This is a genomic window from Pseudomonas baltica (genome assembly GCF_014235765.1).
GTDB lineage: Bacteria > Pseudomonadota > Gammaproteobacteria > Pseudomonadales > Pseudomonadaceae > Aquipseudomonas > Aquipseudomonas baltica.
The window spans coordinates 231,842-245,288 of the sequence record NZ_JACMYH010000002.1; the positions used below are offsets into that span (position 1 = coordinate 231,842).

Genomic DNA, 13,447 nt, shown 5'->3' on the forward strand with positions numbered 1-13,447 from the left:
TGGCCGCAGCCTGTCGTGGAAGAACCTATGAAAAGCGCAGAAATCCGTGAAGCCTTCCTTCGCTTCTTCGAGGAGCAAGGCCATACCCGAGTCGCCTCCAGCTCCCTGATCCCGGGCAACGACCCGACCCTGCTGTTCACCAACGCGGGGATGAACCAGTTCAAGGACTGCTTCCTGGGCCAGGAAAAGCGGGCCTACACCCGTGCCGTAAGCAGCCAGAAGTGCGTGCGTGCCGGTGGCAAGCACAACGACCTGGAAAACGTCGGCTATACCGCCCGCCACCACACCTTTTTCGAGATGCTCGGCAACTTCAGCTTCGGCGACTATTTCAAGCGCGACGCGATCACCTACGCCTGGACCTTCCTGACCTCCGAGCTGTGGCTGAACCTGCCCAAGGAAAAACTCTGGGTCACGGTCTACGCCAGCGATGACGAAGCCTACGATATCTGGACCAAAGAGATCGGCGTGCCGGCCGAGCGCATGGTCCGCATCGGCGACAACAAGGGCGCGCCCTATGCGTCCGACAACTTCTGGACCATGGGCGACACCGGCCCGTGCGGCCCCTGCACCGAGATCTTCTACGATCACGGTGCCGACATCTGGGGTGGCCCACCCGGCTCGCCCGAGGAAGACGGCGACCGCTACATCGAGATCTGGAACAACGTGTTCATGCAGTTCAACCGCACCGCCGATGGGGTGTTGCATCCCTTGCCGGCGCCGTCGGTGGACACCGGCATGGGCCTGGAACGGGTCAGCGCGGTGCTGCAGCATGTCAATTCCAACTATGAAATCGACCTGTTCCAGAGCCTGCTCGACGCATCGGCCAGCGCCATCGGTTGCGCCAACCAGGGCCAGGCGTCACTCAAGGTCGTGGCCGACCACATCCGTTCCTGCGGCTTCCTGATCGCCGACGGCGTACTGCCGTCCAACGAAGGCCGTGGCTACGTGCTGCGCCGCATCATTCGCCGCGCCTGCCGTCACGGCAACAAGCTGGGTGCCCAGGGCAGCTTCTTCTACCAGATCGTCGCTGCGCTGGTCGCCGAGATGGGCGATGCCTTCCCCGAACTCAAGGGCCAGCAGGCGCACATCGAACGCGTGCTCAAGGCCGAGGAAGAGCAGTTCGCCAAGACGTTGGAGCAGGGCCTGAAGATCCTCGAGCAGGATCTGGCCGAGCTCAAGGGCAGCGTCGTTCCAGGTGATGTGGTGTTCAAGCTGTACGACACCTACGGCTTTCCGATGGACCTGACCGGCGATATCGCCCGCGAGCGCGAGCTCACCCTGGACGAAGCCGGCTTCGAGCGCGAGATGAACGCCCAGCGCGAACGCGCCCGTTCCGCCAGCTCGTTCGGCATGGACTACAACAGCCTGATCAAGGTCGACGTTCCGACCGTGTTCCTGGGTTACGACGCCACCCACGGCAACGGCAAGGTGGTTGCGCTGTACAAGGACGGTGTCGCCGTCGACGTGCTCAAGGAAGGCGAGGAGGGCGTGGTGATCCTCGACCAGACGCCGTTCTACGGCGAGTCCGGTGGCCAGGTCGGTGACCGTGGCTACCTGCTGGCCGGCGGTTCGCGCTTCGATGTGCGCGACACCACCAAGACCAGCGGCGCCTTCCTGCACCATGGCGTGGCCGTATTGAGCGATCTGGCGGTCGGTGCCGAGGTCAGTGCCGTGGTCGACCAGACCCTGCAACAGGCCACCGGCCTGAACCACTCCGCCACCCACTTGCTGCACGCCGCCCTGCGCCAGGTGCTGGGCGATCACGTACAGCAGAAAGGCTCGCTGGTCGACAGTCAGCGCCTGCGCTTCGACTTCAGCCACTTCGAGTCGATCAAGCCCGAGCAGATCAAGGCCCTGGAAGACATCGTCAACGCCGAGATTCGCAAGAACACCCCGGTGCAGACCGAAGAGATGCCGATCGACGAGGCGCGCCAGAAGGGCGCCATGGCCCTGTTCGGCGAGAAGTACGGCGACACCGTGCGCGTGCTGACCATGGGTGGCGACTTCTCGGTGGAGCTGTGCGGGGGCATCCATGCCAAGCGCACCGGTGACATCGGCCTGCTGAAAATCACCAGCGAAGGTGGCGTCGCCTCGGGCGTGCGCCGCATCGAAGCGGTAACCGGCGCGACCGCCTTGAACTACCTGAACCAGGCCGAAGAGCAGCTCAAGGAAGCCGCGCAACTGGTCAAGGGCAGCCGCGACAACCTGATCGACAAGCTGGCGGCCGTGATCGAACGCAACCGCGCCCTGGAGAAGCAGCTGGAACAGTTGCAGGCCAAGGCCGCCAGCGCCGCTGGCGACGACCTTTCTTCCTCGGCGGTCGAGGTCAAGGGCGTGAAGGTGCTGGCCGCGCGCATCGACGGTCAGGACGGCAAGGCGCTGCTGGCGCTGGTCGACCAGTTGAAGAACAAGCTGGGCCAGGCCGTCATCCTGCTTGGCGGCGTGCACGACGACAAGGTCGTGCTGGTGTCCGGGGTGACCAAGGAGCTGACGGCCCGGCTCAAGGCCGGCGACCTGATGAAACAGGCCGCGACGGCCGTCGGTGGCAAGGGCGGTGGTCGCCCGGACATGGCTCAGGGTGGCGGCATCGATGCCAGCGCCCTGGACGCTGCGCTGGCCCTGGCCGTGCCTTTCGTCGAACACGCGATCTGATTCAACCCTCGCAGGGCTCGTGCTGTGCACGGCGAGCCCGGTGTTGTATTTAATGGGCGCCCTTCACGGGCTGAGGCGGCTTTGAAATGGCTTTGATCGTACAGAAATTTGGCGGCACCTCGGTTGGCACTGTCGAACGTATCGAACAGGTTGCCGACAAGGTGAAGAAATTCCACGATGCCGGCGATGACCTGGTGGTCGTGCTTTCGGCCATGAGTGGCGAGACCAATCGCCTGATTTCGCTGGCCAAGCAGATCAGCGACCAGCCGGTACCTCGCGAACTGGACGTGATTGTCTCGACCGGCGAGCAGGTGACCATTGCGCTGTTGGCCATGGCGCTGATCAAGCGCGGCGTGGATGCGGTGTCGTACACCGGCAACCAGGTGCGCATTCTGACCGACAGCGCGCACAACAAGGCGCGCATCCTGCAGATCGACGACCAGAAGATCCGCGCCGACCTCAAGGCCGGCCGGGTGGTGGTGGTGGCAGGTTTTCAGGGGGTCGACGAAAGCGGCAACATCACCACCCTGGGTCGTGGTGGTTCGGACACCACCGGCGTCGCCCTGGCGGCCGCGCTGAAGGCCGACGAGTGCCAGATCTACACCGACGTCGATGGTGTCTACACCACCGACCCTCGCGTGGTTGCCCAGGCCCGGCGCCTGGACAAGATCACCTTCGAGGAAATGCTCGAAATGGCCAGTCTCGGTTCCAAGGTGCTGCAGATCCGTGCGGTGGAATTCGCCGGCAAGTACAACGTCCCGCTGCGCGTCCTGCACAGCTTCCAGGAGGGTCCGGGTACCCTCATTACCATTGATGAAGAGGAATCCATGGAACAGCCGATCATTTCCGGCATCGCCTTCAACCGCGATGAGGCCAAGCTGACCATCCGTGGCGTGCCAGACACCCCCGGCGTGGCCTTCAAGATCCTCGGCCCGATCAGCGCGGCCAACATCGAAGTCGACATGATCGTGCAGAATGTCTCTCACGATAACACCACCGACTTCACCTTCACCGTGCACCGCAACGACTATCAGGCGGCCCTGGCCGTGCTGGAACAGACCGCCAGCGAGATCGGTGCGCGGCAGGTGGTCGGCGATGCCAAGATCGCCAAGGTGTCGATCGTCGGTGTCGGCATGCGCTCGCACGCCGGCGTCGCCAGCCGCATGTTCGAAGCCCTGGCCAAGGAAAGCATCAACATCCAGATGATCTCCACTTCCGAGATCAAGGTCTCTGTGGTCATCGAGGAAAAGTACCTGGAGCTGGCCGTGCGCGCGCTGCACACGGCCTTCGAGCTCGATGCCGCCCGACAGGGTGAGTAACAGGCAGTGAGAGAAGGGCGCGGCTAACCGCGCCCTTCTTTGTTTTCGGGCTATGTCCATGGCTTTCCCACCATGGGTTCGTGCCCTTGTTTGCAGACTGTGTTGTCCCTGAAATGAAAGCGTAAGGAGAAAGGTATGCTGATTCTGACTCGCCGGTGCGCGGAAAGCCTGATCATTGGCGACGGCGAAATCACCATCACGGTGCTTGGAGTGAAAGGTGGCCAGGTACGAATCGGGGTGAATGCACCCAAGGAAGTGGCCGTCCACCGCGAAGAAATCTACCTGCGGATCAAGAAAGAGAAGGACGACGAACCAAGCCATTAATTTTTATCGTTTTTTATGTTTGCAAACGGGGAAGAAGGTGGTTAATATACGCCCCGTGTTGCGGAGAGCTGGCCGAGTGGCCGAAGGCGCTCCCCTGCTAAGGGAGTACACCTCAAAAGGGTGTCGGGGGTTCGAATCCCCCGTTCTCCGCCATTATTTGCGTAGTACGTTGAACCTGGCTTTTTTCGTAAGTTGTTGAAATTACTGAAAAAAGTGCTTTACAAAAGAATTCGACGGCCTATAATGCGCGGCAACAAATGCACTCGTAGCTCAGCTGGATAGAGTACTCGGCTACGAACCGAGCGGTCACAGGTTCGAATCCTGTCGAGTGCACCAATCAAGAAGTTGTTTTCAGCAATGTCTGCAGCTTCTGTTTCAACCAGTGGTAGCCTGGTCCAACAAAATACCACCTGCACTCGTAGCTCAGCTGGATAGAGTACTCGGCTACGAACCGAGCGGTCACAGGTTCGAATCCTGTCGAGTGCACCATACAAGTGAAAAGCCCGCATTTATTGCGGGCTTTTTGCTTTCCGCGTTTTGAGTTTTTTGGACGGTGGCGTCTGCTCCCCGGCCAGATACCTGGGTTTTCGCTTTTTCTTCGAACGGCTGGCTTTTTTCGTTGCCGACTGCGGCGCCGCGGCTGGCGCAGCCAGGGGCGTGCGCGTTCCGTCTTCGACGATGGTCACCGACAGAGGGCGGGGCGCAGCCTTGCGCGCCATGGGTTTTCTTCCGGACGAGGGATTCAGCGCGCGCTGATAGGCCCAGGGCTGGGTTTCGGGGCAGTTCGAGTGGGTGAACGTGATGTGGCCCTGAGGGCCGTGGCAGCGTTGCACCACGGCAGCGTTGGCCGAGTGATGGGCCGCCAAGGCCAGCAGCAAAAGAGTGGAGGAGGGTATGCGCACCGGTGTTCGTCCTTGGTTGCGGTTCATGTCGTCCTGCAGCCTAGCCACGACTGTCGTTGCACGCATTGTGCTTTGTTTACCGAATGCGTCGTCCCACCCCCGTACTGCGCGAACATCGAGCGCCGCACGCAAGCAGTTGTTTCACCCAGTTTTTTTCACTATGAATCCGTACAAGTTGTGTATGATTGCGCCCGTCAGCCCCGCCGGGGCTTTGGAAAATTTCCATGGACTTACCCAGTAGTTACTCGCTGAAGCTGTATACCAATCAAGAATCGACTGATTGATTCTCCCGGCGTGCCCACTGCTGGGAGTGGAGTTCGCCTATGTCTGAAGTAGAAGCAAAGAAAACGCAAGAAAGCCTGCAGGATCGCCTGGCCCAGGTCGTCGACCTGTTGCAGCGCCAGCGTATCGTCGAAAGTCTGGCTCACCGCCAGGAAGGCCAGCACAACGAGCTGGTCGAGAATCTGGTTCACCGGCAGAACCTGGTCGAGTTGCAGCGCAAGCTCGATGATCTTCACTCCGCCGACGTCGCCTACATACTCGAAGCCTTGCCCCTGGAAGAACGTCTGACGGTCTGGCAGTTGGTCAAGGCCGAGCGTGATGGCGATATTCTTCTGGAAGTGTCCGACTCGGTGCGCGAGACGCTGCTCGCGGACATGGATGACCACGAGATTCTCGCTGCGGCCAAGGAAATGGACGCCGACGAGCTCGCCGACCTGGCCTCCGAACTGCCGCGCGACGTGGTTCACGAGCTCATGGAAACCCTCGACGCACAGCAGCGCGAGCGCGTGCGTTCGGCCCTCAGCTACGAGGACGAACAGGTCGGCGCGCTGATGGACTTCGAGATGGTCACCATCCGCGAAGACGTCAGCCTGGAAGTGGTGCTGCGCTACCTGCGCCGTCTCAAGGAGCTGCCGGGCCACACCGACAAACTGTTCGTGGTCGACTCCGACGGCATTCTCAAGGGCGTACTGCCGATCAAGCGCCTGCTGGTCAACGACCCGGACAAGCAAGTGGCCGATATCATGGCCAGCGACACCGTGAGTTTCCATCCCGATGAAGACGGCTACGAAGCGGCGCAGGCGTTCGAGCGTTACGACCTGATCTCTGCGCCGGTGGTGGACAAGCACGGCAAGCTCATCGGCCGCTTGACCATCGACGTGATGGTCGACCTGATTCGTGAAGAAAGCGAAAGCGAAGCGCTGCGCACCGCCGGTCTGCGCGAGGAAGAGGATATCTTTGCCTCGGTATGGCGTTCGCTGCGCAACCGCTGGTCATGGCTGGCGATCAACCTGATCACGGCGTTCATGGCGTCGCGGGTGATCGGCCTGTTCGAGGGCTCGATCGAGAAGCTGGTGGCCCTGGCCGCGCTGATGCCGATCGTGGCCGGTATCGGCGGCAACTCTGGCAACCAGACCATTACCATGATCGTGCGGGCCATGGCCCTCGACCAGGTCAGCCATGGCAACGGCAACACCAAGCGGCTGATGCGCAAGGAGCTGGGCGTGGCGCTGGTCAACGGCGTGGTCTGGGGCGGTGTGATCGGGGTGGTGGCGTATCTGCTGTATGGCAGCTGGTCGCTGGGCGTGGTGATGACCGCGGCGATGACCCTGAACCTGCTGCTTGCCGCGTTCATGGGGGTGTCTATTCCGATGGCCCTGGCCAGGTTCGGGCGCGATCCGGCGATGGGCGCCAGCGTGATGATCACCGCTGTCACCGACAGCGGCGGGTTCTTCATCTTCCTTGGCCTGGCCACTGTGTTCCTGATGTAGCGAGCTGCAGCGACGTGCCTCGACAGCCGGTTTTCATTCGCCGGCGAGGGCGTCGCGCAGCGGTTCATGGCAGGCGGTTCACGCCTGCAATCCCCCGAAGAGTTTCACCGCCAGCGGCTTGCCGATGGGCCCGCGCCAGATGTGCTGTGCATCGCTGCCGTGGGCCTCTTGCCAGCGCAAGCCGAGCGTGCGTTGCTCGGCGCGCTTGATGTGCGCCTTGTCGAAGTGCTCGAAGGCAGCCCGTTCCCGACGATAGTGAAAGTGCGCGTACCACAGGGGCACGGGCGGCTGGACGCCGATGTCGCGGATGACGTACTCCTGCAGGAAATCAGCCTCATCCCTCGCGCTCGCGATGTCGCGGCGCGTCCCCACCTGCACGATATCGACCTGGCGCTGTTCGACCAGATAGTCCAGATAACCCTCGGTCGGCGTTTGGCTGTTCATGGCCTGACGAATCCGCAATGCCCGGCCCTTGGCTCGGAGCTCTCTGGCGCGGGCGCGCAGGCGTTGAGCAAGTTCGTGCGCCGGCGCCTGCTGTTCGATCGCGTGGGCACGCAGTTCCAGCTGCCGGCCCTGATTGACCATGAGGTCTTCCAGATTCGCGGGCGCCTCCCCTGGCAGCGCATAACGCTGCACCCGCCGTTCATGGGCGGGGGTGGCGTCGAGCCAGGCCTGGCCCTCGGCGATCAGCGCGGGCAGAGGGCGCGATGGAGTATGCGCCGAACCGTCTGACGGGGCATCTTGCAAGCGCCACTGGCCCGCCACGCGCCGATAGGTTTCGAGCCTGCCGCCCGCACCGGTCAGGGTGAAAATCTTCTCGCCGTCTGCCGCCTGGCCAGCGTCACCGATGAAGAAATCATGTTCGTGAGTTTCGAACACTCGTCGTGTGGCGCGACTCGCGGGTTTCGCTCGCTGCGCCCCGTTGCTCAGTTGCGGCATCGTCCGGTCGGCATGTTCGATCAAGCGATTCAGGGACTGGATCATGCCTTCGAACGGAGCAAGCTCGAAGCGATCCGGACGGTTGCGTACCCACGTGTTCAGCTGGTTGCGGTACTCGACGTAGATCTGCCGTGAACTGCGCAGCACGTTCTGCCTATCCCGCAGCCCGGCGGCGGTTTCCAGCAACTGGAAATGGCTTTCCAAGCCATGGTGGAAGCGGTTTCTCATGGCGTGGGTGTCGAGCAGGTGGAACATCTGCGCAATATCACTGGCGTTGGCGGTCTTGTGCGCCAGTTGGGTCAGGTTGGAGGCCCGGGCAATCTCCAGGTCGACTTCGGCCGTGCCCTCGAGCACCTCACGCAGGGGCGCGCGTTGGCTGCGCTGGGTCACGCGTTCGGCCCAGCTGCGCGCCTGCTGCAGGCGCTGCTCCATGAGGCCGAATTGCTCGTCCAGGGCCAGGCGGCTGCGGCGCTGTTCGAGCATCTGCCGTTGTGGTAGATCGAACAGTTCGCCGGCAGGACGGGTTTGATTGAGGGTGTCGGTCAGTTCGGTGATCCAGCGCCTGGCCAGGTTCGCATGGTTGATCCTGCGCCCGGCAACGATATAGGCCACCTCGCTCTGGAACTGCCGGTTGCGCTTGAGAAAGTCGCGCGACACGTAGCCTTCATGCTCCTGCAGCAGTCGGTACAGCGCCTCGCCCCGGACGATGTCACTGGCGCAGGCGGCTTCGGCACTGGCCCGTTGGCGCGGGTCGGCCGCGTGTTCCATGATCAGCGCTTCGTTGCGGTTCAGTTGCTCGCGCAGCAGCTTGTTGTGGTGATCGATGCTGCTGGACAGTTCGAAGTGGCGACGGTACTGGCGATCCACCAGCCAGCGTGGCAGGCGTTCGCGGATGGCGGCGGGCCAGAGCGGTTGCAGGCCATCCGCCGCGCGGTGGCCCAGGTAGCCGAGCACGCCACCGCCGCCGGCCAGACCGTTCTCCACCAGTGTGCCGTACAGCGCTCCGTGGGTTTGCCAGTGCCCGGTCGGGTCCAGTGCAATGGGCTGTCGGTAGGTCTTGCCCGTGGTGCCGTGCAGCCGCCAGGTCTGGGGGCTGACGTGCAGCGTGACCTGGTAGGGCAGGCCGTCGCGCAGGATGAAATCGCCTTTGGCGTGGCGATAGATGCCCCGGTAGAGGCCATGGCTGGCGGGCTGCAAGCCACTGAGGTCAAGCGGGAGGGTGTACTGATAGCCGGCGAATGGATTGGGCAGGCCGGTCGGGGCGTGCTGGGTCGGGCCGGGTGCGCCTGCACGCCGCGCCAGCATCGACCAGTGGCGATTGCGCGCGAGCATGCGGCCGCCACCAGGTACCGAAACGGCGCCCGGCAGGACGTCCATGGCCGCGTCGATCAGGGCGCAGAGCAAGGCCTCGAGCTGGTTGAGCGCTTCGCCGAGCTCGCCGCCACGCAGCGCCCCGACCGCTGCATTGGCGGCCGTCCAGGCGTCGAACAAGGCCACGGCAGTGCCTACGAACGGCAGCACGCCGATGGCCATTTTCAGGTAGTTGAAGACATTGCCATGGGCCAGCGCCGCTTGCTGCAAATACAAGGCGTCGTTGCTGCGCCCACGTCGGCGCTGGGCTTCGACCAGCCGGCCCATGTGCGCGTCGAGCAGATGGCTGGCGAGCGAAGTCGTTGCCGGCCAGGGGCGCCCGATGCCAATCAAGCGGTCGAAGCCGCGCAAGCCTGCCTGTTCGATCCGCGCCTTGTGGCTGGCGGTGTTGCCGACGATGGCCCGATCGGCCAGATAGTCGGCCATCTTGCCGTCGAACGTCAGGGCGAACAGGCGCAGACGCGCTTCTTCCAGGCTTGCGAACTCGCGCAGGCAGCGCTGGTCGGGGGCGTCGGGCAAGTACAGCAGGGTCTGGCCACCCTTGCGATCATGAATGAAGATCACCCCGGACAACGTGGTGGGGGAATCGTCGGTATCGCTGCCGCCGGCCATCAGCCGAGCCGGCAGCAGTTGCACGTCACGGCCACCTGCCTGATAGGCCAGAGCGCTGCCGGCATCGGTGGCAAGCAATGCCAGGGCGATGCCGCTGCGGCTGATACTGCCTTGATGGCGCGCGTACTCGCTTTGCATGTGCAGCATCAGCCGCACCGGTTCGAGCAGGCACTCACGTTGATGGGCCAAGGCGTACGGGGCCTGGTCCGTGCGGCCGAGAAACACTTGGCGGATCTTGTCTTCGCACGCTTGCGCCACATTCAGGTCGGTGATCGTTCGCCGCAGGTAGTTCAGGTCGATACCTGCCGCCACTCGCACGCATTGTTCGTTATCGGCACCGGTCACCTGCACGCGCATGAAGCCCAGGCGCTGCAACATGTCGGCATCGATATTGTGCTGCGCCAGACGGCCGAGCGGCCACGGTGTGCGCTTGGCATCGGGTGTGGGCACGCTGTGCTGGGGTGTGCCGGGCGCCCCGGAGCCGGCCACCGGGTGCCTGCGATGGACTACCCGGTCAGGGATATCGATCACCACCGCGACGTCCTCGGTCAGGTTGAAATCGCTGCGCAGTCGCTGCTGCAGCAACGCGTCGGCGTACTGGTCCAGGTCCGGCAGATCACGTTCCAATTGACGATTCGACGCGCGTGCGGCGCCGATGTAATCGCTGATCAGCGACTTGAGGCGCAGGCGATCATCGGCCTCCAGGGTTTTCAGCCAAGTGGGCAGGCCGCTTTCCAGGCGGTCACTGAAACCCTCCTGGGTCAGTTGAACATAGGCCCGGTCCCGCGCGGCGTGAGTGGGTACCAGCAGTTGCTCGCAGGTGTTTGTGGTGAGTCGCTGCAAGGCTTCCAGGCGCTGCGCCGAGTGGGTCGCGGCGGGCAGCTTTTCGATGAGCTCGCTGGCCTGCGCCTCGCAGGCGTGCAATTGACCTTGCAGGCCGTAGTCGAAGATATCGCCCGCGACCGGGGACAGCTTCAAGGTGATGGCGTCTGCGCTGCTGTCCAGGCGCAACAACGAACGCTTGAGCTGGGCCAGCGATTGGAAGGCCTGCAGCCCGCCGCCCAGCCCCGGCCAGTACAGCATTACAAAGCCTGTGCCTTCCAGGGCCTGCGGGTGCATGAATGCCGCCACGCCGTGCAGTTCATGGACATGGGTGGTGGTGCCGCTGCCCGTCACGTTCGACATGGACATGGACAGGGCGCAGGCAATACCGGCCTCGGTACCGCGCTTGCTGGCTTGCGGATGCGACACCACGGCGCGCATCAGTTGTACCTGAGCCGTGGTCAACAGGCCCAGCGCCTGTTGCACGGCCACTTCGGCGCGCAGACCGTCCAGACGGGCCTGGTAAAGCGCCGAATAGTGCACGTTGGGCAAGTAGCGCAGACGATAGAGGTCCTCCAGCCTTGCAGACTCGAGCAACCCTGCCGCGGCCTGGGCTGCGCGCTGCTGGGTGCCGGTCAGGGTCGTCAGCAATGCTTTCAAGCGCACCCACCCGGGACTGTCTGCGCCCGCGCGAAGCTCATCGCCGAGCAGGTCCAGCATTGCCTGGTGCTGGCGCTTGACCTCGGCCCATCGCTGGCTCTGGGGAATGTCCGGACTCAGACTGCCGAAGGCTGCAAAATCATCGCTCGGCTGCGCCGGTTCGGGTGCGTCGAACGAGGCCAGGCGGGCGAATGGCGGTTCGCTGGCCGACAGCATAGCGGCTTCGCCGGGGCTTGCGCTCGAGTTCCGTTCACGGGCGGCGAGGAAGGTGCGTGCCTCTTCCACATAGCGCCTGCCGCAGTCGTCCAGCCATTGCTCGCAGGCGCTGGCCAATTGTGCTGGCGGATAGCTCAGCTCGATCGCGGCATCGGTCTGCTCCGTTGCCCGAGTCCATATCTGCGAGCGGTGTTTCAGCAGATAGGTGTGCAACGCGCGCCGATCAGCGAATGCGATCAGCGCCGGATCGCCGCAGGGCAGATAGAGCAACTGCGCCGCAGGCTCGTCGCCGACCTGGGTCAGCAGCAGTGCGCCAGGCGCTTGCAGTCTTGCGCCCTCGGCCCTGTGCAGAGCAAGGGTGTGCACATGGATCGACGCTGTTGCGGCGGTGTTGGCGCCTTCCAGCAAGGTCAGCAGTGGCAGCAGTTGCGCGTGGCTCAACTGTCCGTGGTAGTAGGCCAGGCGTGCGGCTGCCTGCAGATGGTCGAGGAAGGCCTGCTCGGCTGCAGCGCGGCGCGAGATGGCAGTATGCGCAGCGCGGCCGTTCCAGTAGTCGCGCCAGCGCTGCTGCAGTGCCTGCTCCTGCGCAGGCGCCGCGTTGGGCATCGAGCGGGCATCGCGGGCGCGCGGGGCGCTGCGCAAGAGTGCTTGCAAGCGTGCGCGCGCGCGTTCCCAAAGCAGGGAGCCTTCCTGCAACAGGTGGTCGTGGCGCATCGGATAGATGCGGTATGCGAGCGGGCGAGTAGTGGAGGTGTGATTGGCATCGCGCATGTAACCCGGTTCCTGAGGTCGAGGTGATGACCGGTGCGGTCATCGCGCTCGACATTACGAACCTTGCGCGCCAGGCCAGGGCGCTACTTAGATAGTCCATTGAGGGGATAGTCCACTGAGGGGATGGCCCGCTGAGGGCGTTTCCAGCAGCAGGCGATCAACGTACCGCGCTGACGCCGTCCAGGGTCGAGAACGAGGTGTCCTTGGCCGTGAGGAGAAAGTCGCGCATGTACGGAGCGTCGAGCATATCGGTACGCACGGCCGCGTACAGCGTGGCGAACAGGCCTTTGTCGCCCAGGCGCTTGGCCTTCACATAGCCCCGTGAACTGTACTCGTGCAACGCCCAGTGCGGCATGCCACACACGCCTCGGCCGCTGGCCACCAACTGCATCATCATCACCGTCAGTTCCGAGGTGCGCACTTGCGCCGGCTCGATATCGGCCGGCTCCAGGAAGCGGGTGAAGATGTCCAGTCGATCGCGCTCCACCGGGTAGGTGATGAGTGTTTCACTGGCCAGGTCTTCCGGCACGATGAAGGGCTTGCCCGCCAGCGCGTGCTGGTTGGCCACCGCCAGCATGGCTTCGTAGGTGAACAGCGGCACATAGGTAATGCCGGGCAGTTCCAGCGGGTCCGAGGTGACCACCAGGTCGAGGTCGCCGCGGGCCAGGGCTGGCAGTGGCGCGAAGGCGAAGCCGGAGGCCAGGTCCAGTTCCACTTCCGGCCAGGCATCGCGGAACTGGTCGATGGTCGGCATCAGCCATTGGAAGCAGCTGTGGCATTCGATGGCCATGTGCAGCCGACCCGCCGTGCCACCGGCCAGCCGGGCGATGTCGCGCTCAGCGCCACGTAGCAGTGGCAGCGTGGCATCGGCCAATTGCAGAAGGCGCAGCCCGGCGCTGGTGAAGCGGATCGGCTTGGTCTTGCGCACGAACAGCTGCAGGCCCAAGCGCTCTTCCAGCTCCTTGAATTGATGGGAGAGTGCCGATTGGGTCAGGTGCAGACGCTCGGCGGCTTCCACCAGGCTATCGGCCTCGCGCAGGGCATGCAGGGTTTTCAGGTGACGGATTTCGAGCACCGGGGTCTCCAT

General features: G+C 63.6%; 7 protein-coding genes and 3 tRNA genes. 7 read left to right on the plus strand and 3 right to left on the minus strand.

The window, feature by feature from the left end; translation table 11 throughout:
• Nucleotides 1–27: 27 nt before the first annotated feature.
• The 6 genes from alaS (at nt 28) to H7993_RS10530 (ending at nt 4,784) form a co-directional block, all read left to right on the plus strand.
• Nucleotides 28–2,652 (plus strand): alanine--tRNA ligase, encoded by a 2,625-nt coding sequence (gene alaS / locus H7993_RS10505; RefSeq protein ID WP_185794334.1) that lies wholly within the window; start codon nt 28–30, stop codon nt 2,650–2,652.
• An 86-nt stretch (nt 2,653–2,738) separates the two neighbouring features.
• A complete protein-coding gene (locus H7993_RS10510) occupies nt 2,739–3,971 on the plus strand; it encodes an aspartate kinase (protein ID WP_122476359.1) in 1,233 nt (410 codons plus the stop codon).
• A gap of 135 nt (nt 3,972–4,106) precedes the next feature.
• A complete protein-coding gene (gene csrA / locus H7993_RS10515; protein WP_122476357.1) occupies nt 4,107–4,295 on the plus strand; it encodes a carbon storage regulator CsrA in 189 nt (62 codons plus the stop codon).
• A gap of 62 nt (nt 4,296–4,357) precedes the next feature.
• Nucleotides 4,358–4,448: transfer RNA gene (locus H7993_RS10520), tRNA-Ser, on the plus strand.
• 106 nt (nt 4,449–4,554) lie between these two features.
• A tRNA-Arg gene (locus H7993_RS10525) sits at nt 4,555–4,631 on the plus strand.
• Between the two features lie 76 nt (nt 4,632–4,707).
• Nucleotides 4,708–4,784 (plus strand) — tRNA-Arg (locus H7993_RS10530).
• Nucleotides 4,785–4,804: 20 nt separating this feature from the next.
• Here the strand turns inward: H7993_RS10530 and H7993_RS10535 are convergent.
• A complete protein-coding gene (locus tag H7993_RS10535; protein WP_185794335.1) occupies nt 4,805–5,224 on the minus strand; it encodes a hypothetical protein in 420 nt (139 codons plus the stop codon).
• 296 nt (nt 5,225–5,520) lie between these two features.
• On the opposite strand from H7993_RS10535, the gene mgtE reads away from it, so the two are divergent.
• A complete protein-coding gene (gene mgtE / locus H7993_RS10540) occupies nt 5,521–6,969 on the plus strand; it encodes a magnesium transporter (protein ID WP_122476355.1) in 1,449 nt (482 codons plus the stop codon).
• A gap of 78 nt (nt 6,970–7,047) precedes the next feature.
• Here mgtE and H7993_RS10545 read toward each other — a convergent pair whose 3' ends face one another.
• The gene (locus tag H7993_RS10545) at nt 7,048–12,360 is read right to left on the minus strand and encodes a dermonecrotic toxin domain-containing protein (protein WP_185794336.1); all 5,313 of its coding nucleotides are present in this window, start codon (nt 12,358–12,360) and stop codon (nt 7,048–7,050) included.
• Nucleotides 12,361–12,517: 157 nt separating this feature from the next.
• Nucleotides 12,518–13,435 carry a transcriptional regulator MetR gene (gene metR / locus H7993_RS10550; RefSeq protein WP_043193202.1) on the minus strand — a complete coding sequence of 306 codons (918 nt, stop codon included), beginning with the start codon at nt 13,433–13,435 and terminating at the stop codon, nt 12,518–12,520.
• Between the last annotated feature and the right edge of the window lie 12 nt (nt 13,436–13,447).